19 protein-coding genes and 1 tRNA gene are annotated in these 23,433 nt (G+C 68.8%); 14 read left to right on the top strand and 6 right to left on the bottom strand.

What is annotated here, in order from left to right; genetic code table 11:
* Window positions 1-90: 90 nt before the first annotated feature.
* The gene (locus tag Adu01nite_RS23420) at window positions 91-828 is read right to left on the bottom strand and encodes an MBL fold metallo-hydrolase (RefSeq protein WP_203729218.1); all 738 of its coding nucleotides are present in this window, start codon (window positions 826-828) and stop codon (window positions 91-93) included.
* A gap of 1,045 nt (window positions 829-1,873) precedes the next feature.
* Here Adu01nite_RS23420 and pyk point away from each other — a divergent pair.
* Together pyk and Adu01nite_RS23410 are read left to right on the top strand one after the other, a co-directional pair.
* On the top strand, window positions 1,874-3,310 hold the full coding sequence (pyk, locus tag Adu01nite_RS23415; RefSeq protein WP_203729216.1) for a pyruvate kinase: 1,437 nt from the start codon (window positions 1,874-1,876) through the stop codon (window positions 3,308-3,310).
* Complete coding sequence (locus Adu01nite_RS23410; RefSeq protein WP_203729215.1) at window positions 3,307-4,191, top strand: acyl-CoA thioesterase; 885 nt, start codon at window positions 3,307-3,309, stop codon at window positions 4,189-4,191. Before pyk ends, Adu01nite_RS23410 begins: the two co-directional genes overlap by 4 nt.
* A gap of 78 nt (window positions 4,192-4,269) precedes the next feature.
* Here the strand turns inward: Adu01nite_RS23410 and Adu01nite_RS23405 are convergent, their stop codons facing one another.
* The 3 genes from Adu01nite_RS23405 to Adu01nite_RS23395 all read right to left on the bottom strand — a co-directional run bounded on the left by Adu01nite_RS23405 (window position 4,270) and on the right by Adu01nite_RS23395 (window position 6,562).
* On the bottom strand, window positions 4,270-5,118 hold the full coding sequence (locus Adu01nite_RS23405; protein WP_239132637.1) for a DUF308 domain-containing protein: 849 nt from the start codon (window positions 5,116-5,118) through the stop codon (window positions 4,270-4,272).
* 111 nt (window positions 5,119-5,229) lie between these two features.
* Entirely contained in the window at window positions 5,230-6,123 is an 894-nt protein-coding gene (locus Adu01nite_RS23400) for a hypothetical protein (protein WP_203729213.1), read from the bottom strand.
* Window positions 6,124-6,488: 365 nt separating this feature from the next.
* Window positions 6,489-6,562 (bottom strand) — tRNA-Leu (locus tag Adu01nite_RS23395).
* A 132-nt stretch (window positions 6,563-6,694) separates the two neighbouring features.
* Here Adu01nite_RS23395 and Adu01nite_RS23390 point away from each other — a divergent pair.
* From Adu01nite_RS23390 to Adu01nite_RS23370, 5 genes are all read left to right on the top strand, one after another.
* Window positions 6,695-7,318, top strand: a complete 624-nt coding sequence (locus Adu01nite_RS23390) for an ANTAR domain-containing response regulator (protein ID WP_203729211.1) — start codon at window positions 6,695-6,697, stop codon at window positions 7,316-7,318.
* A 171-nt stretch (window positions 7,319-7,489) separates the two neighbouring features.
* Entirely contained in the window at window positions 7,490-8,776 is a 1,287-nt protein-coding gene (locus Adu01nite_RS23385; RefSeq protein WP_239132636.1) for a branched-chain amino acid ABC transporter permease, read from the top strand.
* Between the two features lie 10 nt (window positions 8,777-8,786).
* Window positions 8,787-9,776, top strand: a complete 990-nt coding sequence (locus tag Adu01nite_RS23380) for a branched-chain amino acid ABC transporter permease (protein WP_203729209.1) — start codon at window positions 8,787-8,789, stop codon at window positions 9,774-9,776.
* Window positions 9,766-10,680, top strand: coding sequence for an ABC transporter ATP-binding protein (locus Adu01nite_RS23375; protein ID WP_203729208.1), 915 nt, complete (start codon window positions 9,766-9,768; stop codon window positions 10,678-10,680). The genes Adu01nite_RS23380 and Adu01nite_RS23375 overlap by 11 nt, the downstream gene beginning before the upstream one ends.
* Window positions 10,673-11,452 carry an ABC transporter ATP-binding protein gene (locus Adu01nite_RS23370; RefSeq protein ID WP_203729206.1) on the top strand — a complete coding sequence of 260 codons (780 nt, stop codon included), beginning with the start codon at window positions 10,673-10,675 and terminating at the stop codon, window positions 11,450-11,452. Before Adu01nite_RS23375 ends, Adu01nite_RS23370 begins: the two co-directional genes overlap by 8 nt.
* A 110-nt stretch (window positions 11,453-11,562) precedes the next feature.
* Here the strand turns inward: Adu01nite_RS23370 and Adu01nite_RS23365 are convergent, their stop codons facing one another.
* Window positions 11,563-12,834, bottom strand: coding sequence for an ABC transporter substrate-binding protein (locus Adu01nite_RS23365; protein ID WP_203729204.1), 1,272 nt, complete (start codon window positions 12,832-12,834; stop codon window positions 11,563-11,565).
* A 343-nt stretch (window positions 12,835-13,177) separates the two neighbouring features.
* Here Adu01nite_RS23365 and Adu01nite_RS23360 point away from each other — a divergent pair, with 343 nt between their 5' ends.
* From Adu01nite_RS23360 to Adu01nite_RS23340, 5 genes are all read left to right on the top strand, one after another.
* Window positions 13,178-14,083, top strand: a complete 906-nt coding sequence (locus Adu01nite_RS23360) for an ABC transporter substrate-binding protein (protein WP_203729202.1) — start codon at window positions 13,178-13,180, stop codon at window positions 14,081-14,083.
* Between the two features lie 6 nt (window positions 14,084-14,089).
* Window positions 14,090-15,097, top strand: a complete 1,008-nt coding sequence (locus Adu01nite_RS23355) for an amino acid ABC transporter permease (RefSeq protein ID WP_203729200.1) — start codon at window positions 14,090-14,092, stop codon at window positions 15,095-15,097.
* Complete coding sequence (locus Adu01nite_RS23350) at window positions 15,094-15,858, top strand: amino acid ABC transporter ATP-binding protein (protein ID WP_275414688.1); 765 nt, start codon at window positions 15,094-15,096, stop codon at window positions 15,856-15,858. The genes Adu01nite_RS23355 and Adu01nite_RS23350 overlap by 4 nt, the downstream gene beginning before the upstream one ends.
* Window positions 15,859-15,913: 55 nt before the next feature.
* Complete coding sequence (gene polA / locus Adu01nite_RS23345; RefSeq protein WP_203729198.1) at window positions 15,914-18,607, top strand: DNA polymerase I; 2,694 nt, start codon at window positions 15,914-15,916, stop codon at window positions 18,605-18,607.
* 221 nt (window positions 18,608-18,828) lie between these two features.
* The gene (locus Adu01nite_RS23340) at window positions 18,829-19,188 is read left to right on the top strand and encodes an ArsR/SmtB family transcription factor (RefSeq protein WP_203729196.1); all 360 of its coding nucleotides are present in this window, start codon (window positions 18,829-18,831) and stop codon (window positions 19,186-19,188) included.
* Window positions 19,189-19,203: 15 nt separating this feature from the next.
* On the opposite strand, the gene Adu01nite_RS23335 is transcribed toward Adu01nite_RS23340, so the two are convergent.
* On the bottom strand, window positions 19,204-20,028 hold the full coding sequence (locus Adu01nite_RS23335; RefSeq protein ID WP_203729230.1) for a class I SAM-dependent methyltransferase: 825 nt from the start codon (window positions 20,026-20,028) through the stop codon (window positions 19,204-19,206).
* Between the two features lie 251 nt (window positions 20,029-20,279).
* Here Adu01nite_RS23335 and rpsA point away from each other — a divergent pair, with 251 nt between their 5' ends.
* On the top strand, window positions 20,280-21,878 hold the full coding sequence (rpsA, locus tag Adu01nite_RS23330) for a 30S ribosomal protein S1 (protein ID WP_203729194.1): 1,599 nt from the start codon (window positions 20,280-20,282) through the stop codon (window positions 21,876-21,878).
* A gap of 167 nt (window positions 21,879-22,045) precedes the next feature.
* The gene (gene coaE / locus Adu01nite_RS23325; protein ID WP_203729192.1) at window positions 22,046-23,230 is read left to right on the top strand and encodes a dephospho-CoA kinase; all 1,185 of its coding nucleotides are present in this window, start codon (window positions 22,046-22,048) and stop codon (window positions 23,228-23,230) included.
* The last annotated feature ends 203 nt before the right edge of the window (window positions 23,231-23,433 follow it).

The raw sequence follows: 23,433 nt of genomic DNA, 5'->3' as shown, positions 1-23,433 counted from the left end.
ACCATGTAACCCGTGGGTCCCGGGCTGGGCGGGCACGTCAAAAGCAACACGTCAAAAGCCGAACTGCGGTGTGGGCAGTTCACTGCGTTGTCATGCGGGCCAGGTGAGATGTGGAGTGGTGATCTCGACAGGGCCGGGCCATGCGGACGTGGCTGCGGCCAGGTGCGCGGTTGGGTCGCTGCCCGGCCAGAGGTGTGTCAGCCACAGCGTGTGGGCCCCGGATCGGGCGGCCAGCTCGGCGGCTCCGATTGCGGTGTTGAGCATCCCTACCCGGTTGGGCGGCATCTCGGTGGCGTAGGTGGCCTCGGCTATCAGCAGGTCGACGTCGGCCGCGAAGGCCGTGAACGGCTCGTGCGGGCCGCTGTCGCCGGTGTAGGCGAAGCTGGTCCCGCCGGCGGACACCCGGATTCCGGCATTGGGCAGGAAGTGCGGCATCAGCATGGTGTCCACGGTCAGCGGACCGATCTGAACGCGCCCGGGGATCGGCAGGTCGTGCGTCACGAAGGCGCCGTCCAGCATGGCCGGCCCGTCCAGGGCGAGAATCGCGTCGAGCGCCCCCGCCGGCGAGTGCAACGGCAGCGCCTGCCCGCCCCCGGACAAGGCCCGGGCTCGCAACAGCGGATGAAGGTCCGCACAGTGATCCGGATGCCCATGGGTAACCAGAACCGCATCCACGTCGCCGACCGCGACGTGCGCAAGCAACGCCTGGTAAGTGGCATACCCAGGATCAACAAGCAGGACAAACCCATCATGCTGAACCAGATATCCGCTACAACCCCGATCCTTCTCGGGATAACCCCCAGCCCCACCAAGCACAGTGATACGCATGCCCCACCGTACGAGAGAACGGCCCTCCTCAGGAACCCGTGAGCTGCCCGCACCGCAGTTCGGCTTTTGACGTGTTGCTTTTGACGTGCCCGCCCAGCCCGGGACCCACGGGTTACTTGGTGTCCTAGTTTTCTGGGGTGCCCCGACTCAGTGAACTGCCCGCGATTGCCCCGTTGATGAGCAGAGAACCGATTTTCTGACGCCGCGCTCTTTCTTTTGCGGGGGCAGAAAATCGGCTCTCTGCTCATCAACTCTCGGGGGCAATCGCCCGCTGAGCGCAGCGAGGCCAGCCAGCTCAGCAGCCGTGTGCAACCGGCCTAGCCCCGCGCCCGGTGAGTGGGTCGCTCACCTCAGCCTCGCGCCCGGTGAGCATTCCGCGCACCTCAGCCTCGCGCCTGGTGAGTGGGCCGCCCACCTCAGCCCCGCTCCCCGTGAGCATTCCGCCTACCTCAGCCCCGCGCCCCGCGAGTGGGTCGCCCAGCCCAACCCGCTACCCGTGAGCATCCCGCCCAGCCCAACCCGCGCTCGGTGAGTGGGTCGCCCACCCCGGCTCCGCACTCGTGAGCATTCCGCTCAGCTCAGCCCGCACCCGCGAGTGCGCCGCTCGGCTCAGCCCCGCCCGGTGAGCGCGCCGCCCAGCTCAGCCGCGGCCGCCTTCGCCGGCCCGGTCGTGGCGGCCGGCCCTGGGGTTGAAGCCTGGCCCGTCGCCGCACGCGAGAGGCGCGTTCTCGGCGTCTCGCCGCGGCTGGTCGCGCCGTGCGGGCGGGTTCGGCCGGTATTCGGTGGGGACGGCCCACGTCGTACGTCAATGGGTCATCGAATTTGGGTCTTAAGGCCTGAAAAAGCGCTAGGGGAGGGGTTGTCGTCCCGCTTGGCGGGAGGGGGCGGCTAGGCTATTGCGCGCGGTCGTTGAAGCCCGCCATGACGGCGATGCGCGCCCTCCAGACACCCAGGAGAGTCTGTCCCGAGGACCCACGCCGCCCACAGAGTTCACCCTGTTGACGGGGGTCGGCCGCCGGGCCGATCCGAAAGAGAGACTAGCCTGATGGCTGTGACACGTCGCGTAAAAATCGTCTGCACCATGGGTCCCGCCACTGCGTCCCCTGAGCGCATGCTCGGGTTGGTCGAGGCGGGCATGGACGTGGCCCGTATGAACTTCAGCCACGGCAGCCACGAGGACCACCAGAAGATCTACGAGCTGGTCCGGGAGGCTGCTCGGCAGACCGGCCGCGCGGTGGCCGTCCTGGCCGACCTGCAGGGTCCGAAGATCCGGCTCGGCAAGTTCGCCAACGGGCCGCACATCTGGAGCACCGGTGACCTGGTCACCATCACCAGCGACGACGTGCTCGGCACGCCGGACCGGGTGTCCTGCACCTATACGAAGCTTCCGCAGGAGGTCAAGGTCGGTGACCGCCTCCTGATCGACGACGGCAAGGTTGCCGTCGAGGTTGCCGCGGTCGAGGGCAACGACATTCGCTGCCTGGTCATCGAGGGTGGCCCGGTCAGCAACAACAAGGGCGTCTCGCTGCCCAACGTCGCGGTGAGCGTGCCCGCGATGAGCGACAAGGACGAGGAAGACCTGCGTTTCGCCCTGTCGCTCGGGGTTGACCTGGTGGCGCTGTCGTTCGTGCGGTCGCCCGACGACATCAAGCTGGTGCACGCGATCATGACCGAGGAGGGCAAGACCGTCCCGGTCATCGCCAAGGTCGAGAAGCCCGAGGCGGTCGACCACCTCGAGCAGATCGTGCTCGCCTTCGACGGTGTCATGGTCGCCCGCGGTGACCTGGGCGTGGAGTTGCCGCTCGACCAGGTGCCGCTGGTGCAGAAGCGCGCCGTGCAGCTGTGCCGGGAGAACGCGAAGCCGGTCATCGTGGCGACCCAGATGCTCGACTCGATGATCGAGAATTCGCGGCCGACCCGCGCCGAGGCCTCCGACGTGGCCAACGCCGTGCTCGACGGCACCGACGCGGTGATGCTGTCCGGCGAGACGTCGGTCGGTAAGTACCCGGTGCTCACGGTCAGCACGATGGCGAAGATCGTCACCACCACCGAGGGTGGCTCGATCCCGGTCCCGCGCCTGCTGCACGACCCGCGCACGCACGGTGGCGCGCTCGCCGCCGCCGCGTCGCAGATCGCCCGCAACATCGGCGCCAAGGCCCTGGTCGCGTTCTCGCAGACCGGTGACACCGTGCGGCGGCTCGCCCGGCTGCACTGCGACCTCCCGCTGTTCGCCTTCACGCCGGTCGCCGAGGTGCGCGACCAGCTGGCGCTGAGCTGGGGTGTCGAGACGTTCCTGACCGACTTCGTGCAGCACACCGACGACATGTTCCGGCAGGTCGACGCGAAGATGCTCGGTCTCGGCCTGGCCAAGCCCGGCGACTACGTGGTCGTCGTGGCCGGCTCCCCGCCGAACGCCCCGGGTTCCACCAACACGCTGCGGGTGCACCAGCTCGGTTCGCTGGTCGACCCGGCGACGGTGTGACCTTGCCTCTGCACGGACAGGCCGCCGTCGACCAGCTTCTGGAGATCCTCGACCTGAAGCAGGTCGACGCGGCCACGTTCGTCGGGGAGAGCCCGCAGACCGGCGCCCAGCGCGTCTTCGGCGGGCAGGTCGCCGGGCAGGCTCTGGTGGCGGCCGGCCGCACGGTCGACCCGTCGCGGTTCGTGCATTCGCTGCACGGTTACTTCGTGCGGCCGGGCGACCCGACCGAGCCGATCCAGTTCAGCGTCGAGACGATCCGGGACGGCCGTTCGTTCTCGGTGCGGCGGTCCACGGCCCAGCAGCACGGCCGGACGATCTTCTTCATGTCGGCGTCGTTCCAGGTGCGCGAGGAAGGCCTCGACCACTACCTGCCGGCCCCGGTCGGCGTGCCGGCCCCGGACGAGGTGCCGACGATGGCCGACTGGGTCCGGCGGTATCCCTCGCGCGCCGGCATTTTCGCCGCGTCGCCGCAGGCCATCGACGTGCGTTACGTGGGCGTGCCCGGCTGGGTGCCACCCGGCGACCGGGACGCCAGCGAGCAGCAGCGGGTCTGGATGCGGGTCAACGGCACCCTGCCGGACGACCCGCTGATCCACGCGTGTGCCCTCACCTACGCCTCCGACCTGTCACTTCTCGACTCGGTGCTGTCGGCGCACGGCGAGGTCTGGGGTCCGGGCGGGGTGATCGGGGCGAGCCTCGACCACGCGCTCTGGCTGCACCGGCCGTTCCGCGCCGACGAGTGGTTCCTCTACGACTGCACCAGCCCGTCCGCCTCGGGCAGCCGGGGCCTGGCCAACGGGCGGATGTTCACCGAGGACGGCCGGCACATCGCCAGCGCGGTCCAGGAGGGCCTCTTGCGGCGGGTGGGCGAGCGTAAATAGGCCCCGCCAAGCGGGACCCCGGCCCGGCGACTGGCCGTTGACGGATCCCACCCGGCGGGGCCGGGGAGACGGTTGGTCCTAGTAGCGGCGGTGTTCGTCGCCCACGGTCGCCTCTTCCGCGCCCTCGACGGTGTCCGGCACGAGTGGAATGTCCTCGTCCGGTACGCGGTGCGCCGCGGTGGCCGGTCCGGTCACGCCCGCCTGGGCGAGCATGTTGTCCAGGTCGGCGGTGGTCCGCACGACCTCGTCGTGGAACGGGTTCGACCCGGCGGCCCGGTGTTTCGGCCCGCTCGCCGGTGGCGCCAGCTCGAAATCCTCCAGCCCGGCGGAGTACCCGGCGACGCCGGCCGCGCGTTCCGGCGACAACTGCAACACGTCATGGCGTACGCCGGAAACCTCCCGCAACCGCAGCGCGGTCACCAGATCGGCCACCGCGCGGAGCAGGCCGACCCCGCCGAGCAGCAGGATCATCGGATCGGCCGCCCGGGCGAGCGGCCCGGCCGCGTAGAAACCCAGCCCGGCCTGCGCCACCCCGAGCGCCATCATCAGGCCCCAGGTGCGGTCGGTGCTCCGGTTCATCGTCGACACCGCGATGTCCATCGCGCCCCGCACCATCAGGAACCAGCCGACCAGGGACGCCGCCGGCGCGTAGCTCGAACCCGGATCGAACAGCAGGACCACGCCGGTCACCGCGAACAGCGCCGCCATGCCCGTGTTCAGCCACCAGGTGCGGGTGCCGGCCAGCGCCCGGACGACCTCGCACAGCGCGCCGAAGAGCACCACCGGCCCGGCCACCCCGGCGATGTCGGCCGGCTCCAGCCGCAGCACGCTCCACCCGATCGCCAGCCACGCCACCCCGGCGAACAGCAGAAAGCCCCACATGCTGTCGCGTACGACCGTCAGGGGTGCGGAATCCGACGACAACATGGGGCCTCCTGCGAAGGTGTGTCCCTGCCATGACAACATCCGCGCTCACCAGCGGCCGGTGGTTCGACCAGATTCACAGCGCGCCCGCAGGGGCTTCGCCCGGTGCGGAGGTCAGGACACCACGTTGCGCTTGGCGCAGGCATCGACGACCGGTTTGAAGGCGGCCCGATCGGCGTCGCTGATCCGCAGCTCGGTGTAGAGCACCTCGCCGCCGTCGAGGCTGACGTAGGTGGGGAAGACGTACGGCTTCTTGATCTCGGCGAGCACGTGCGGGGTGCAGCGGTCGGCGTCCACCACGATCGGGATGGTCAACTCGTCGGTGCCGGGCCGGAGCACGGCGTACGGCTTGGGGGTCCGCGCGCCCAGGGGTGCCGGCAACACCTGGAGCAGGATGCTGCCGGCGAACTCCCGCAGCGTGATGGTGCCGGTGAACCCGACCCGCTTGATCACCACCGAGCCGGCCACCCGCCCGCCGGGCCGCTGCGTCCACGGGCCGAACGAGAAGGTGGCCTGCCGGTCGAGGTAGTCCTGCCGGCAGTCGAGACCGAGGAGCTTGTCGAGGATCGGATCGTGCTCCGGCAGGGCCAGCCGGACGTCGTGCACCCGGCCGTCGGCGGTGCGGACCCGCATCGCGACGTGCGACGCGGCGCTGCGCGGTGCGAGCTCGTCGCCGGCGCAGATGCCGGTGCCGAAGGCGACCGGGACATCGACGCGCAGGCCGCCGGCCGGCAGTGGCGCGTCCACCCGGATCGGGCCGACACCGGTGAATGAGGGAGCCTGCAGCTCGGCCTGCTCGACGGTGATCGGGGCCGGGCCGTCGTTGTTCATCGCGATCGCCACGGTGCGGCGCACCTCGTCGACGCGGCTCTGGGTCAGCGCGACCCGCATCGTCACCGGCTGCTCTTTTACCGGCTGCTCGGTCGCGGTGTCGCGGTTGACGACGAGCAGGACGCCGCCCGCCAGGATCACTGCCGCCCCCGCGGCGAGCAGGATTCGCCTCCGCATGTCCGGTGACGCTAGTGCACTCACCGCGTGCAGCGAAACGGTCATCCGTTATGCCGGTTCGGGTGTGGGGAACGGGCACGGCTCGATGACCGTGGATTCGTTTACAGAGGCGTAACGCGGAAAGGCGCGATCGTGGTCGCCGCGCCCGGCATTATTTGCTGATCGGGGAGCGGTGAAAAATCATCGCCGGCCGGTGCGGGAAAGGAAGTCTTCCCGCCTGGGCGGCGATGTGGCGTAGAGCGTTTCGTGGCCCACGTGGGGGATGGTGAGCGAATGCCCGTTCTCGAAGTAGATCTTGTGGCGCGGCTTGTGGCGGCCGGATTGCGCGGCGCCGGGGAAACCCCGGACGATTTTGCCAATTCTTGTGCCCCCGGTGGGATTCGAACCCACACTGTATGGTGTTTGAGACCATCTTCTCTGCCGGTTGGAATACAGGGGCCGGCCCACTCAGTCTCCGACACGGTATGGCCACGCCAGGATGAGCTTCCGACAGCCTACCCACTACGATTGGGGCGGCGACACCCACATACCGGGGTGTCGCGACTTCGGGAGTGTTGGGGGTAGGGGTTCCGTGGCCGACACGCAGGCTGGGGCCGATCGCAAGCGGGTGCTGATCGCCGAGGACGAGGCTCTCATCCGACTGGACCTGGCCGAGATGCTGGTCGAGGAGGGCTACGACGTGGTCGGCGAGGCCGGCGATGGCGAGACCGCCGTCCGCCTGGCCGAAGACCTCCGTCCGGACCTGGTCATCCTCGATATCAAGATGCCGATCATGGACGGCCTCGCGGCCGCCGAGCGGATTGCCGGCGGGCGCATCGCCCCCGTCGTCATCCTGACCGCGTTCAGCCAGCGCGACCTGGTCGAGCGCGCCCGCGCGGCCGGCGCGATGGCCTATCTGGTGAAACCGTTCCAGAAGTCCGACCTGGTGCCGGCGATCGAGATCGCCCTGTCGCGATACTCCGAGATCGCCGCCCTCGAGTCCGAGGTGGCCGGCCTGACCGACCGCCTGGAGACCCGCAAGTCGGTGGAGCGGGCCAAGGGCGAGCTGATGACCAAATATCAGATGACCGAACCGCAGGCGTTCAAGTGGATTCAGCGCACCGCGATGGATCACCGGATGACTATGCGTGAGGTCGCCGACCGGATTCTGGCCGAGGGTCAGGAGGCCGGCGGCGCCCAGGCGACGACTCCGTAGCCCCACGCGCCACGCCCGAGCCACCGATCACGGATTGGCTCTATGCAGCAGGTTGAGGGTCCGTAACGGCTTTGTTACGGACGTCTCAGCAGATGTTCCGCAAGCTATGATCCCCGCCAGCCTCGCGACACATCTGGCGGGGATTTCTGCTGCTAAACACGAGGAGCATCGTTGCGTAGAGCCGTGATCATCTTCACGGCCGTTCTCGGATTCTTGTTGACATCCCTCGGTCTTGGCGCCACAAGTGCCCTGGCCGATGGTGAGTCGCTGCAGGGCACGTTGGTCAACGGCAGTCAGCCGGTGGCAGGTGTCGTGATCAAGGTGTCCGACGAGAGCGGCGGTCCAATCGGTCAGGTGACCTCGGGCGCGGACGGCAAGTGGTCCGTGCCGGTGAAATCGGCCGGTACATACAAGGTCGACCTGGACACCACGACCCTCCCGCAGGGCGTGACGCTGACCAACAACCGGCCCAGCCTGACGCTGACCGTCTTCGAGGGCGCGGCACGCAACGTGTTGTTCCCGTTGGGGGCAGCGGCGGGGACCGGAGAGAAGAAACCGCAGGTCGCCGGCACGTCGACGTTCGATCGAGTGTCCGGCCTGGTCTATACCGGCATCCATCTGGGGCTGATCATCGCCCTCGCCGCGCTCGGGCTCTCGCTGATCTTCGGCACCATGGGCCTGACCAACTTCGCGCACGGTGAGCTGGTCACCTTCGGTGCCCTGGGGTGCTTCCTGCTCAACGTGACGATCGGTCTACCGCTGGTCGTGTCGGCGATCCTGGCGGTGGTGCTCGGCGGGGCGGTCGGCTGGTTCCAGGACAAAATATTCTGGGGCTGGCTGCGCAACCGGCGGACCGGCCTGATCGGCATGATGATCATCTCGATCGGTGTCGCGCTGGTCTTCCGCTACCTCTACCTCTACCTCTTCAGCGGCGACACCCGGCAGTACGCGGAGTACGTGGCGCAGCCCGGCATCGACCTGGGCCCGATCGCGGTCGCCCCGAAGAACCTGGTCATGGACGTCGTCGCGATCGTGGTGCTGATCCTCGTCTCGCTCGCGCTCACCATGACGCGGCTCGGCAAGGCGACCCGCGCGGTGTCGACCAACCCCTCGCTCGCCGCGGCCTCCGGCATCAGCGTCGACGCGATCATCCGGCTGGTCTGGACGATCGGCGGTGCGCTGGCGGCACTCAGCGGTGTGATGCTGGGTCTCTTCCAGGGCGTGAACTACCAGATGGGTTTCCAGATCCTGCTGCTCGTCTTCGCCGCGGTGACCCTCGGTGGTCTCGGCACGGCGTTCGGCGCGCTGGTCGGCAGCCTCGTCATCGGTCTGGCGACGCAGCTCTCGACGCTGTGGATCCCGACCGAGCTGAAGAACGTCGGCGCTCTGGTGGTGCTGATCGTGATCATCCTGTTCCGGCCCCAGGGCATCCTGGGCCGCCGCGAGCGGATCGGCTGAGGGGGGCTCGATGAACTGGGACATCATCTTCGGCGTCTCGCTGGAGTCGCTGTTCAACACCACGATGATCGCGTACGCCCTGGCGGCGATCGGCCTCAACGTGCACTTCGGGTACACCGGCCTGCTCAACTTCGGCCAGTCGGCGTTCCTCGGGGTGGCCGCCTACGGCCTCGCCATGACGGTCGCGACCTTCGGTGCGCCGTTCTGGCTCGGCATCGTGATCGGCCTGGCCGGGGCGGTGGTCCTGGCGCTGCTGCTGGGCATCCCGACGCTCCGGCTGCGGGCCGACTACCTGGCCATCGTGACGATCGCGGCGGCCGAGATCGTCCGCCTGCTCTTCCGCTCGGTGTCGCTGAGCGAGTGGACCGGCGGCTCCGACGGCCTCCAGTCGTTCTCGGACGACTTCTACAAGCTCAACCCGTACAGCTCGCCGCTGAAGATCGGCATCGTCGACTTCGACCCGCGTGAGTTGTGGGTCATGACGATCGGCTGGGCGCTCATCGGGATCTCGCTGCTGATCGTCTTCCTCGCCATGCGCAGCCCGTGGGGCCGTGTCATCAAGGCGATCCGGGAGGACGAGGACGCGGTCCGGAGCCTCGGCAAGAACGTCGTCTCGTACAAGATGCAGTCGCTGATCCTCGGCGGCGTGCTGGGCTCGCTGGGCGGCTTCATCTTCGCCCTGAGCCGCGCGGCGGTGCAGCCGGACACCTACGGCACCGAGTTCACGTTCTACATGTACACGATCGTCATCCTGGGCGGCGCCGCCCGCGTCTTCGGCCCGGTGGTCGGCTCGATGATCTTCTGGTTCCTGCTCGCGTTCATCAACGCGGTGCTGCCGGCCGCGATCACGCAGGGTTACATCCCGACCTGGCTCATGACCCCCACCCAGGCGGGCGCGGTCGGGTACATCCTGGTCGGTGCCGGCCTGGTCCTCCTGCTGATCTATCGCCCGCAGGGCATCTTCGGTGACCGGAAGGAGGTCATGCTCGATGGCCGATGAGACGACGGTGGCACCCGGCGTGGCCCGGATGCGTGAGGCACTCAAGGACGTCCCGCACGAGCCCGGTGCGCCCAAGCCCGACCCGATCCTGGTCGCCGACAAGGTGGTCCGCCGCTTCGGCGGCCTGACCGCCGTCTCGGTCGACCACGTCGAGATCCCGCGCGGCGGGATCACCGCCCTGATCGGGCCGAACGGCGCCGGCAAGACGACCTTCTTCAACCTGCTGACCGGCTTCGACAAGCCGGACGAGGGCGACTGGACGTTCAACGGCAAGCCGCTGGCCGGCGTGCCCGCGCACAAGGTCGCGAACCAGGGCATGGTGCGGACCTTCCAGCTCACCAAGGCGCTGTCCCGGCTCAAGGTGATCGACAACATGCGCCTGGGCGGCACCGGCCAGCGCGGCGAGAAGTTCTGGCAGTCCCTGATCCCGGCCCTCTGGCGGGGCCAGGAGAAGGAGATCACCGAGCGGGCCGACGACCTGCTCGCCCGGTTCAAGCTCGACGCCAAGCGCGAGGACTTCGCCGGCAGCCTCTCCGGCGGCCAGCGCAAGCTCCTCGAGATGGCGCGGGCGCTGATGGTCCAGCCCGACATGGTCATGCTGGACGAGCCGATGGCCGGCGTGAACCCGGCCCTGACCCAGTCCCTGCTGGGGCACGTGAAGGATCTGCGCGAGGACGGCATGACCGTCCTGTTCGTCGAGCACGACATGGACATGGTCCGCGACATCAGCGACTGGGTGATCGTCATGGCCCAGGGCAAGGTGATCGCCGAAGGCACCCCGGACACGGTGATGGCCGACCCGCGGGTGATCGACGCATATCTAGGGGCGCACCACGACGGGACGGAGCACGATCCGGACGTCGTCGCCGCCCTGGAGGCAGAAGGGGAGACGGCCGATGAGTGACGAGTCGAGCAACCTGATCGGTGACCGCAGCGAGCATCTGGCGGCCGCCGAGGGGGCCCTGGTCCGTGCCGACGACCTGATCGCCGGCTACCTCCCGGGCGTCAACATCCTCAACAACTGCGACCTGTACGCCAAGGATGGTGAGCTGGTCGGCATCATCGGCCCCAACGGCGCCGGTAAGTCGACCCTGCTCAAGGCCCTCTTCGGACTGGTGAACATCCGGTCCGGCGACGTGGTCCTGCGCGGCGAGAAGATCACCAACCTGAAGGCCAACAAACTGGTCGCCAAGGGGATCGGCTTCGTCCCGCAGACCAACAACGTCTTCGGCAACCTCACCATCGAGGAAAACCTGGAGATGGGTACGTTCCTGCGGCCGAAGCGCTTCAAGGAGCGCTTCGAGTTCGTCTCGGGCCTCTTTCCGGCCCTGGGCCAGCGTCGTAAGCAGCGCGCCGGCTCGCTCTCCGGTGGTGAGCGGCAGATGGTGGCGATGGGCCGGGCCCTGATGATGGAGCCCAGCGTCCTGCTGCTCGACGAGCCGTCGGCCGGCCTCTCACCGGCCATGCAGGACGAGGTCTTCTTCCGGACCAAGCAGATCAACCAGACCGGCGTCACGGTCATCATGGTCGAGCAGAACGCCCGCCGGTGCCTGCAGATCTGCGACCGGGGTTATGTCCTGGACCAGGGCCGCAACGCCTACACGGCGTCCGGCCGGGACCTGATGCACGACCCCAAGGTGATCGAGCTCTACCTGGGCACGCTGGCTCGCGCCTGATCCCCTGGCAATGAAGAGGGCCCCCGTCCGGGGGCCCTCTTCTTATTGCGGCTACGAAGTACGAAGAAGGGGCCCGGCCGATGGCCGGGCCCCTCATGTCAACCGATCGATCAGCCGCTGATCTTGCCGGACTGGTAGGTCAGGTTGGTGTACTTGTTGTCGGCGCCGTACTGGTAGATGCCGATGCTGGCCTCGGAGGGGTCACCGGCGTCGTTCCACTCGATCGGACCGCTCACGCCGTCGTAGTCGATGTCCTTGCCGGCGTCCAGGAGAGCCTTGCAGTCCTTGAACGTCTTGCACTTCTCGCCGCCCTTGCTGACCGCGGCGAGCTGCTTGTTGAAGTCGGCCGGAGCGTCGCTCTTGGCCGCGACCGCCGCCAGGGCGGTCAGAACGGTGGCGTCGTAGGACTCGGCCGAGTAGGAGTAGTCCTTCAGCGCCGGGTCGACGGTCAGCAGCTGCTTCTTGAAGTCGTCGGTGGCCGCCGCGCCGGGCAGGGTGCCCTTGGCGCCCTGGAAGGTGCCCTTCGGGAACTCGCTGCCGTAGTTGGAGAGGTTACCGTCGACGAAGTACCACTTCTTGGCCTTCGAGGTCAGACCCTCCTCGACCAGCTTCGGGACGATCTTCTTGGTCTCGTCGAAGCCGATCATGACGATCGCCTGCGGGTTGGCGGCCTTGATCTTGCCGACCTCGCTGGAGAACTCGGCGGCCTTCGGGTCGTAGACCTCTTCGGCGACGACCTGGCCGCCACCGCTCTCGATCGCGGCGCGGGCGCTCTTGGCGAGGCCGGTGCCGTACGCGTCCTGCATGACCAGGAGGCCGACGGTCGCGTTGCCGTCGGCGACCACCAGGTCACCGAGCACGCGGCCCTGCAGCACGTCCGGCGGCGCGGTCCGGTAGTAGAGGCCCTTGTCGTTGTACGTGGTGAACTGGTCCGACGTGTTCGCCGGCGAGATCTGCACGACGCCCGCGCCGGTGATCTTGTCGATCACGGTGAGGGACACCGAGGACGAGGCGGCGCCGATGATGACGTCGGCCTTCTCGGCGAGCAGCTTGTTCACGGACTGGCTGGCGATGTCGGTGGAGGTGTCACCGGAGTCGGTGTCGCTCTCCACGACGTCCTTGCCCAGCACACCGCCGGCCGCATTGATGTCCTTGACGGCGAGCTTGACGCCGGCGAACTCCGGCGGGCCGAGGAATGCGAGCGAACCGGTCTGCGGAAGCAGCGTGCCGATTTTCAGCACACCGTCGCCCCCGGCCGCGGTGGCGGCGCCGGACGAGGAGCCGGTCGCGGGCTCGTCGCTGTCGTTCGAGCAGGCGGCCAATGCGAGGCTCGCGGCACCCAGCACGGCGACACCGCGCAATGCGAAGTTGCGGCGGATCATGAATTCTCCCTTATGTGCAGCGCGGTGGGTACGAGGTCGCCGACCCACTGCCAAACCGCTGATGCAGGCAACCTAGTTAGCTGAGGACCGCTGCACTAGCTTCAACGTTCGGCTGCAACAGGACAGTTGCGTAGTCGTAACCTTGCGCAGCCCTCGGCAGCGTGCGACCAAGGCCGCCATCGGGCGAGTGGCTCAAGAATGGATCACCCCTGGGCGGGATTGCCAAACCAGATCACCGGGCCACTGAGGTGGCGAACGGACGGGTCTTGGGCAGAGACTGTCGGACGAGATCCGAACCGATCTCACGCTTTTCAAGATCCATCTCTCCCCCCAAGGAGTCACCATGTTCCGCAGCCATCCCGGCCGGGCGATCCTCGGCCTGGCTGCCGCGGCGGCGCTGACGCTGTCCGCGGCCGCCTGCGGCTCGGAGTCCGCCGACACCCCGGCCGGCTCGGCCTCGGTGCCCAGCGCCTCGGCCGACACGTCGCTGGCCGACAAGGTGCCCGCCGACATCAAGGCCGGCGGCAAGCTGATCATCGGCACCGACTCGACGTACGCGCCGAACGAGTACCTCGACGCCGACGGCAAGACCGTGATCGGCTTCGACGTCGACCTGTTCAACGCGGTCGCCGGCAAGCTGGGCCTGACCACCGAGTGGCAGTCGGCCGTGTTCGACAACATCATCCCGGGCGTCGCCAGCAAGAAGTACAACGTCGGCGTCTCGTCGTTCTCGGTGACCGCGAAGCGCCTGCAGGAGGCGACCATGGTCTCCTACTTCACGGCCGGCACCCAGTGGGCGACCAAGTCCGGCGCCACGATCAGCGCCGACGACGCCTGCGGCAAGAAGATCGCGGTGCAGACCGGGACCGTGCAGGCCGACGACATCGCCGCCCGGTCGAAGAAGTGCACCGACGGTGGCAAGGCGAAGATCACGATCGACTCGTACCAGGCCCAGTCGGACGCCACCAACGCCGTGGTCACCGGCAAGGACGACGCCATGCTGGCCGACTCGCCGATCTGCGCGTACGCGGTGAAGCAGACCAACGGGCAGCTCGCCCTGGCCGGCGACATCTACGACTCGGCCCCGTACGGCTACGTCCTGCCCAAGGACCAGGCCGACACGATGGGCGCCGCGATCGAGGGCGCGCTCAAGGCGCTGATCGCCGACGGCACCTACAAGACGGTGCTGGCCAAGTGGGGCGTCGACGCGGGCGGCATCACCGACCCGGCCGTGAACCCCGCGGTCTGACCCAGGATGAGCGACCAGACGCAAACCGGGCGGGTACGGCCGGAACCGATCAAGGCCGTGCCCGTGCGGCACCCCGGACGCTGGCTGGCGATCGCGGTCCTCGCCGTGCTCACCGCCATGTTCCTGCACCTGATCCTCACCAACGACCAGTTCCGCTGGTCGTTCATCTTCTCCTCGTACGAGCCGGGCAAGCGCGGCGTCATGTTCACCGGCCCGGTGCTCGACGGCCTGCGCGGCACCCTGCTGCTGACCGTCACGTCGATGCTGATCGGCGTGGTGTTCGGCGTGGTCCTGGCGATCATGCGGCTGTCCGACAACTGGATCCTGCGCGGCGTCGCGTTCGTCTACATCTGGTTCTTCCGGGCGGTTCCCCGGCTGGTGCTGGCGGTCCTCTTCGGAAACCTGAACATCCTGTGGGCCCGGATCGGCTTCGGCCTGCCGTTCGACCAGCAGATCGGCCGGCTGTTCGGCATCGACGACCTGAACGCGCAGTTCTACAGCATCAAGGCCAGCGACCTGCTCGTCGGGTTCGTGGCCGGCATGCTGGCGCTGGGGCTGTCCGAGGCGGCGTACATGGCGGAGATCGTCCGGGCCGGCATCCAGTCGATCGACCCGGGCCAGGGCGAGGCGGCGACCGCGCTCGGGCTCTCCCGCGCGCAGGTGCTGCGCCGGGTGGTGCTGCCGCAGGCGATGCGGGTGATCGTGCCGCCGACCGGCAACGAGGTCATCGCGATGGTGAAGGACACCTCGCTGGTCGCCTTCGTGCCGGTCGCGGGGGAGTTGTTCTTCCAGCTCAACGCGATCAAGTCGCGCACCTTCGTGGTGCTGCCGGTGCTGGTGGCGGCGGTGATCTGGTATCTGATCATCTGCACCGTGCTGATGATCGCCCAGTTCTTCGTCGAACGGCACTTCAGCCGGGGGTACGGCGTGACCGGCCGGGCCCGCCTGCGGCTGCGGGACATCCAGATCGAGCAGGGCGGCCGGCCGACGGCGGACGGGAGTGCGGCGACATGAGTACGGAGATGGTGCGCGCCGAGGACGTACACAAATCCTTCGGTCCTCTTGAAGTGCTCCGGGGGATCGACCTGGTGGTCAACTCCGGCGAGGTGTGCTGCGTGCTGGGCCCGTCCGGCTCCGGCAAGTCGACGTTCCTGCGCTGCGTCAACCACCTCGAGAAGATCAACGCCGGGAAGATCTTCGTCGACGGCGACCTGATCGGTTACCACGAGCGCGGCGGCAAGCTGCACGAGATGAAGAACTCCGAGGTCTCCCGGCAACGCCGGGCGATCGGCATGGTCTTCCAGCGGTTCAATCTCTTTCCGCACATGACGGTCCTGCAGAACGTCATGGAAGCACCCTGCCGGGTGAAGAAGGAGAACAAGCTTGAGGTACGCGACCGGGCGGCGGCCCTGCTCGACCGGGTCGGGCTCGGCGACAAGGTCGACAGCTACCCGGGCCAGTTGTCCGGTGGGCAGCAGCAGCGGGTCGCGATCGCCCGGGCGCTGGCCATGCGCCCCAAGCTGATGCTGTTCGACGAGCCGACCAGCGCGCTCGATCCGGAGCTGGTGGGCGAGGTGCTGGACGTGATGAAGGACCTGGCCCGGGACGGCATGACCATGGTGGTCGTCACGCACGAGATCGGGTTCGCCCGCGAGGTCGGCGACCAGGTCGTTTTCATGGACGGCGGCGTGGTGGTCGAACAGGGGCCGCCGGCCGAGATCCTCGGCAATCCGAAGCACGACCGAACCAAGGCATTCCTCAGCAAAGTGCTGTAAATGCGACCGGGGCGGTCAGCATTCGTGTCGTACCCCAGGACTAGAGTTCCCTGACGTGAGCGACGACGCCCTGACCCCCCGGTTGCTGCTGCTCGACGGCCATTCGCTGGCCTATCGGGCCTTCTTCGCCCTGCCGGCGGACAACTTCAGCACCGCCACCGGGCAGCACACGAACGCGGTGTTCGGCTTCACCTCGATGCTGATCAACATGCTGCGCGACGAGAAGCCGACGCACATCGTGGTGGCGTTCGACCTCTCCCGGAAAACCTTCCGCAGCGCGATCTACCCGGAATACAAGGCCGGCCGCTCCGAGACGCCGAAGCAGTTCCTGGGTCAGGTCAGCCTGATCAAGGAGGTCCTCGAGGCGCTCCGCATCCCGGTGGTGGAGAAGGAGAACTACGAGGCCGACGACGTGATCGCGACCCTGGCCACGCAGGGCCGGGCGGCGGGCATGGAGGTCATCATCTCTACCGGCGACCGGGACGCGTTCCAGCTGTCCGGCGAGCACGTCACGATCCTCTACCCGGTGCGCGGCGTCTCCGAGGTGTGGCGGATGACGCCCGAGGCGATCGAGGCGAAGTATTTCGTGCCCCCGTCGCGCTACCGCGACAAGGCGGCTCTGGTCGGCGAGGCCAGCGACAACCTGATCGGGGTGCCCGGCGTCGGCGACAAGACGGCCGCCAAGTGGATCAACGAGTTCGGTGATCTGGACGGCATCATCGCCAACGTCGACAAGATCAAGGGCAAGGCGGGCGAGAGCCTGCGGGCCAACCTGGCCGGCGTGATGCTCAACTACCGGATGAACAAGCTGGTCGACGACCTCGAGCTGCGGCTGGGCCCGGCCGACGTGCAGTGGCAGGGCTGGGACCGGGAAGCCGTCCACCAGGTCTTCGACGCGCTCGAGTTCCGGGTGCTGCGCGAGCGTCTCTACTCCTACCTCGACGCGGTCGAGCCCGAGGCCGAGGCCGGCTTCGACATCACCGGCGCGGTGCTCGGCACCGGCCAGGTCGCCGGCTGGCTGGCCGCGCACGCGCTCGAGGCGCCGGTCGGCGTCGCGGTGACCGGCACGTTCGGCCGCGGCACCGGCAACCTCACCGGCGTCGCGATCGCCACCGGCGACGGGCCGGCCGCCTGGTTCGACCCGGCCGGTCTCGACGAGGCGGACGAGAAGGCGGTCGCCGCCTGGCTGGCCGACGCCGCGCGGCCCAAGGTGGTGCACGACGCCAAGCCCGCGTCGCTGGCGATGCGCGCGCACGGCTGGCCGCTGGCGGGGGTGCGGGTCGACACCGCGCTGGCCGCCTACCTGGCGAAGCCCGACCAGCGCGCCTACGACCTGACCGACCTCGCCCTGCGCTACCTCAAGCGCGAGCTGCGGGTCGAGGAGCCGCAGAGCGGCCAGCTCACCTTCGACGGCTTCGGCGACGATCAGGGGGCCGCCGAGGAGAACGTGATGCTCCGCGCCCGGGCCACCCTCGACCTGGCCGACGTGCTCACCGAGGAGCTGTCCCGCGACGACGGTGCCTCGCAGCGGTTGCTCACCGAGGTCGAGCAGCCGCTGTCCCGGGTGCTCGCCGAGATGGAGCACCTCGGCATCGGCGCCGACACCGAATATCTTTCCGAGCTCGAGGCGCACTTCGCCGCCGAGGTGAAGTCGGCGCAGCAGGGCGCGCACGAGGTGGTCGGCCGCGAGTTCAACCTCGGCTCGCCCAAGCAGCTCCAGCAGATCCTGTTCGACGAGCGCGGCCTGCCCAAGACCAAGAAGATCAAGTCGGGCTACACCACCGACGCCGACGCGCTGCAGAGCCTCTTCGCGCAGACCGGCGACCCGCTGCTGCAGCACCTGCTGCGGCACCGCGACGTCGCGAAGCTGAAGTCCACCGTCGACGGTCTGCTCAAGAGCGTCTCCGACGACGGCCGGATCCACACCACGTTCAACCAGACCGTGGCCGCGACCGGCCGGCTCTCGTCGACCGACCCCAACCTGCAGAACATCCCGATCCGCACCGAGGAGGGCCGGCGCATCCGCCGTGCCTTCATCGTCGGCGAGGGTTTCGAGCAGCTGATGACCGCCGACTACAGCCAGATCGAGATGCGGATCATGGCGCACCTGTCCGGCGACGAGGCGCTGATCGCGGCGTTCAACTCGGCGTTCGACTTCCACGCGGCCACCGCCTCCTCGGTCTTCCACGTGCCGGTCGAGGAGGTCGTGCCCGACCAGCGCCGCAAGATCAAGGCAATGAACTACGGCCTCGCCTACGGCCTGTCCGCGTTCGGTCTGTCCAACCAGCTCACCATCGCGGTCGACGAGGCCAAGGGCCTGATGGACGAATACTTCGAGCGGTTCGGCGGCGTCCGCGACTATCTGCAGACGGTGGTGAAGCGGGCGGTCCAGGACGGCTACACGGCCACCATCCTCGGCCGCCGCCGCTACCTTCCCGACCTGTCCAGCGACAACCGCCAGCGCCGCGACATGGCCGAGCGGATGGCGCTGAACGCACCGATCCAGGGCTCGGCCGCCGACATCATCAAGGTCGCCATGCTCCGGGTCGACGCCGCCATCAAGGAGGCCGGCCTGCGGTCCCGGATGCTCCTGCAGGTCCACGACGAGCTCGTCTTCGACGTGGCCCCGGGCGAGCGCGAGACCCTGGAGGAGCTGGTCCGCCGCGAGATGGGCGGCGCCCACTCGCTGTCGGTGCCGCTCGAGGTGTCGATCGGCGCGGGCCGCGACTGGAACGGCGCCGATCACTGAGTCGGTCCCTGCCGATCACTGACGGCTGTGCCGTTGCGATCGGTAGGGCCTTTTCTCCCACATCTCGTAGGCCGGGCGGTGACGATTGGTGCGCCGGAGCGGTAATGTTCCGCCGTGCGACTTCGCGAGTGTGCGGGAGTCGTGGGCGTGAAGGGCCGGCGCGGGATCACGGGTCGGCGTGGGGGATGCGCTTCGGTGCAGTGCGGTGTAAGGCTGGTCGGATGTTGAGCAAATCGCCCCAGGAGCCCGCCGTCGTGGCGGTCGACGGTGCGCCCATCGCGCACGCTCCGCTGGACGCCGTGCAGGCGAGCCGGTTCGCTCCGATGTTCAAGGCGCTGGGTGATCCGGTGCGCCTGCGGCTGCTCTCGATGATCGCCTCGGCCGGCGGCGGCGAGGTCTGCGTCTGTGACCTGACCGGCGCCTTCCACCTGACCGGCCCGACGATCTCGCACCACCTGCGCGTGCTGCGCGAGGCTGGCCTGGTCGACAGCGACCGGCGCGGCACCTGGGTCTACTACCGGCTGATCCCGGCCGGGCTGACCGTCCTGGCCGCCCTGCTCGACGCCGGCACCTTTATCTAGCCGCCGCGGCCCCCGTCAGTGGCGCGGCGCGTTGGTGGGCTGGGGAGCGGGCCGGTCGGCGACGAAGATCGCGGTGCCGGGGAAGAGCCGGCCGCGCAGCGGGCTCCACTGGCCCCACACCTGCTCGTGGCCGGCCGGCCATTCGGGCTCGATCAGGTCGCGGAGCACGAAGCCGGCCGCGACCAGCTCGCGGATCCGGTCGCCCAGGGTGCGGTGCTGCTCGACGTACGACGGCCGGCCGTCCTCGTCCATCTCCACGTACGGGGTCCGGTCGAAGTAGGAATTTCGGGCGATCAAGCCGGTTTCATCCGGTTCGTCCCAAAAAATCCAGCGCATCGGGTGAGTGATCGAGAAGACCCAGGTGCCGCCCGGGCGCAGGACGCGGGCCACCTCACGCATCGCGGCGCCCGAGTCCGCCACGAAAGGGATCGCCCCGAAGGCGGTGCAGACGATGTCGAATACGCTGTCCGCGAACGGCAGGGCCAGCGCGTCGGCTTGCACCAGGGGTACCCGTACGCCGGAACGCTCGGCCCCGGTCTGCGCATGCCGCAGCATGCCCGCCGAGAGATCCATCGCGACAGCGTCCGCGCCCTGGCTGTCCAGCCACCGCGTGCCGGCCGCGGCCCCGGCCCCCAGCTCCAGCACCCGCTTGCCCTTGACCTCGCCCAGCAGCTGGGCGTCGGACTCCCGGAGACCCTCCGGGCACCAGACGAAGTCCAGGTCACCGAGGAATGTGCCGTGTTCGGTCTGGTACTCGTCGGCGTCCAGGTCCCACCAGGAGCGGCTGGCCACCCGGCTCTCGTCGTCGGTGATCGGGCGGCGGTTCGGCGGAGACGGGATGTCGATCACGTGGCAACGGTACGGCAGACCGTCATGCTGCCCTGATTCGGCAGATTACGGGCATGCCACGAGGTTTCGCCCGAACATTGTGCCGCCGTCGTCAGGAGGGCTTGCAACCTGTGGTAATGCGCACGGTAAGCTAGTCGATGCGCTCGCGGATCGTGTGCCTCGGCAGGGAGCAGGTTCCGTGGTCGTCGGTCTCGGCATGATCGGCTGCGTTGATCCTGACTGATGTTGGTTGCCACCTCATCATGATCGTCCTCGCTAGTTCATGCCGTGTCCGGCGGCAGTTCCGCAGGGCGCGAGAGACACCACGAATCCATCCGTTCGGAGCAACTGTCCACATGACGAGCAGCATCGAGGCCACCTCGAGCGCCAACCGGGTCACCGTCGACGATCTCGGGTCCGAGGAAGCATTCCTCGCCGCCATCGACGAGACCATCAAGTACTTCAACGACGGCGACATTGTCGAAGGCACCGTCGTCAAGGTCGATCGGGACGAGGTCCTGCTCGACATCGGCTACAAGACCGAGGGTGTCATCCCCTCGCGCGAGTTGTCGATCAAGCATGACGTGGACCCCGCGGAAGTGGTGTCGGTCGGCGACCACATCGAGGCACTTGTTCTCACCAAGGAGGACAAGGAAGGCCGCCTGATCCTCTCGAAGAAGCGCGCGCAGTACGAGCGGGCGTGGGGCACCATCGAGAAGATCAAGGAGGACGACGGCGTCGTCCGCGGCTCGGTCATCGAGGTCGTCAAGGGTGGTCTCATCCTGGACATCGGCCTGCGCGGCTTCCTGCCCGCGTCCCTGGTCGAGATGCGTCGCGTGCGCGACCTCCAGCCCTACGTGGGCCGGGAGCTCGAAGCCAAGATCATCGAGCTGGACAAGAACCGTAACAACGTGGTTCTGTCCCGCCGTGCCTGGCTGGAGCAGACGCAGTCCGAGGTTCGCACCGAGTTCCTCAACAAGCTGCAGAAGGGCCAGGTCCGCAAGGGCGTCGTGTCCTCGATCGTCAACTTCGGCGCGTTCGTCGACCTCGGCGGCGTCGACGGTCTGGTGCACGTCTCCGAGCTCTCCTGGAAGCACATCGACCACCCCTCCGAGGTTGTCGAGGTCGGCCAGGAGGTCGAGGTCGAGGTTCTCGACGTCGACCTGGACCGCGAGCGCGTCTCGCTGTCGCTGAAGGCGACCCAGGAAGACCCGTGGCGTCAGTTCGCCCGGACCCACGCGATCAACCAGATCGTGCCGGGCAAGGTCACCAAGCTGGTTCCGTTCGGTGCGTTCGTCCGCGTGGACGACGGCATCGAGGGCCTGGTGCACATCTCCGAGCTGGCCGAGCGGCACGTCGAGCTGCCCGAGCAGGTCGTCCAGGTGGGCTCCGACGTTCTCGTCAAGGTCATCGACATCGACCTCGAGCGCCGCCGGATCTCGCTGTCGCTGAAGCAGGCCAACGAGGGCTTCGTCGAGGGCGAGGAGCACTTCGACCCGACCCTCTACGGCATGGCTGCGACCTACGACAACGAGGGCAACTACATCTACCCGGAGGGCTTCGACCCCGAGACGGGTGAGTGGCTCGAGGGCTTCGACAAGCAGCGCGAGACGTGGGAGAAGCAGTACGCCGACGCCCGCGAGCGCTGGGAGGCCCACACCAAGCAGGTGCAGGCGTCCCGCGACGCCGACGCCGAGGCCGCGCTCAACCCGGCTCCGGCCGTCACGGGTGCTGCCACGTCGTCCTCCACCACGTCGAGCTCGCCGGCCCCGGCGCGCGCGGCTGAGGAGCCGGCCGGCACGCTGGCCACCGACGAGGCGCTCGCCGCTCTGCGCGAGAAGCTCGCCGGCGGCAAGGCCTGATCCGCCGGTAAGCGGTAGAGGCCGCCCCGACTTCGGTCGGGGCGGCCTTTCGCTTTCCCGCCCCGGCCGCCCCGCCTCCCGGCGTGGTGCCGCGGCCACCGCCCCCGCCCACCCGGACCATCGATCTCCCTGGGCCGCGCGGCTGTGGGGTGGTGGATACTGGGCGCGTGCTGAGGGTGGGGCTTACCGGTGGGATCGGGGCGGGCAAGAGCGCGGTCGCGAAGCGGCTTGTCGCGCAAGGTGCGGTGCTGATCGACTCCGATGTGCTGGCCCGCGAGGTCGTCGCGGTGGGCACGCCCGGTCTCGCCGCGATCGTCGAGGCCTTCGGGGCCGGCATTCTGACGGCCGGCGGCGAGCTCGACCGGCCGGCGCTCGGGGCCAAGGTCTTCGGTGACGACGAGGCGCGCCACCGGTTGGAGAAGATCATTCATCCACGGGTACGCGACCGGGCCGTCGAGCTGACCCGGGCCGCCGCGCCCGATGCGATCGTGGTCAACGACGTACCGCTTCTCGTGGAGACCGGGCAGGCCCCCTCGTACCATCTGGTCCTCGTTGTTGACGCCGAGCGTGACCTGCGCATCCGCCGTCTCGAAGAGACGCGGGGGATGACCGCCGACCAGGCGGCCGCGCGGATCGCCGCGCAGGCCGACGACGGTCAGCGCCGGGCCGCCGCCGATGTGCTGCTGGCCAACAACGGCACCCTCGACGAGCTGCACGCGCAGGTGGACGTGCTGGTCCGGGACCGGCTGCGACCGTTCGAGGAGCATCTGCGGCTCGGCACCGCCGCCCGTGTCGGCCCGGAGCTGCGGATCGTCGACCCCGACCCGACCTGGCCGGAGCAGGCGGCCCGGCTGATCGCCCGGATCCGGTACGCGACCGGCGACGGCGCGGCGGTGGCGCACATCGGCTCGACCGCGGTGCCCGGCCTGCCGGCCAAGGACATCATCGACCTCATGCTGGCCGTGCGGACCCTCGACGAGGCGGACGCGCTGGCCGAGCGGCTCGGCCGGGCCGGCTTCCCGCGGCAGCCGGGGGAGTGGTGGGACAACGCGCGCGGCCTGCCCGGCCAGACCTGGCCGAAGCGGATGCACGGCACCGCCGACCCCGGCCGGCCGGTCCACCTGCACGTTCGCGTGACCGGGTCGCCGGGCTGGCGGTTCGCCCTGCTCATGCGCGACCACCTGCGGGCGGTGCCGGCGGCGCGCGAGGAGTACGCGGCGGCGAAAGCGGCCTGGGCGGCCGAACACACCGACCGATACACGTACGGCGAGGCCAAGGAACCGTGGTTCGACGCGGAGGCGCGGGCCGCGGACGACTGGGCCGAAGAGAGCGGCTGGCGGCCCCCGGAGTAGAGCGCAAAGAAGGGCGCTCGCGGCGGCCGGTCAGCGCACAGCGCGACCACCGCGGGTGCGCGCGCCGGGAGTGCCGGGGCGCATCGACCGCGGGCCGGTCGATGCGGCCGTGTGGTGGCCTGCCATCGAAACCGGTCGGCCGCCGCGAGCGGCCTACCCGAACAGGTTAGGCGAGGCACGCAAGCGCGAACAACAGCCTTCAC

It is taken from the genome of Paractinoplanes durhamensis, from assembly GCF_016862175.1.
Classification (GTDB): Bacteria; Actinomycetota; Actinomycetes; order Mycobacteriales; family Micromonosporaceae; genus Actinoplanes; species Actinoplanes durhamensis.
This window is presented reverse-complemented; position numbering and strand designations above follow the sequence as displayed.